This is a genomic window from Janthinobacterium sp. JC611 (assembly GCF_018682595.1).
In the GTDB taxonomy this organism is placed as follows: Bacteria; Pseudomonadota; Gammaproteobacteria; order Burkholderiales; family Burkholderiaceae_D; genus Janthinobacterium.
Window position 1 is genome coordinate 1 of the sequence record NZ_JAFLJN010000080.1, and the last position, 323, is coordinate 323.

1 protein-coding gene is annotated in these 323 nt (G+C 65.0%); it reads right to left on the reverse strand.

The genetic code is table 11. The annotated features are described in order from the left end of the window. On the reverse strand, positions 1–323 hold a 323-nt coding region (locus J0O65_RS25415; RefSeq protein ID WP_215409935.1), incomplete at both ends, for a hypothetical protein.

A 323-nucleotide genomic window follows, 5' to 3' on the forward strand; every position in this document is an offset into this window, starting at 1 on the left:
GCCGAGGTGATACGCCCCTTGCTATTGTCCAGCACGCCCGCCTGCACCTGCACGCTGCCATTGCCGGCGATGCTGCCACGCGTATTGTCCAGCGTCTGCGCCACGTCCACGCGCATCTGTCCTGGCCCTGTCTGCTGCAGGGTACCGTCGCTGTTGTCCAGCTGACCGGCCTGCACCGCTACCTGCTGCCCCGACGTGACGGCTTGGCGGTGGTCGAGCGTTTCCGCCTGGATATCAACTACACCATTGCCCGTCACCTTGCCCCGCTCGTCATCGAAGCGCGTTGCTGCTATGTGCAAGCTGCCCGTGCCCGCGTGTTCGAT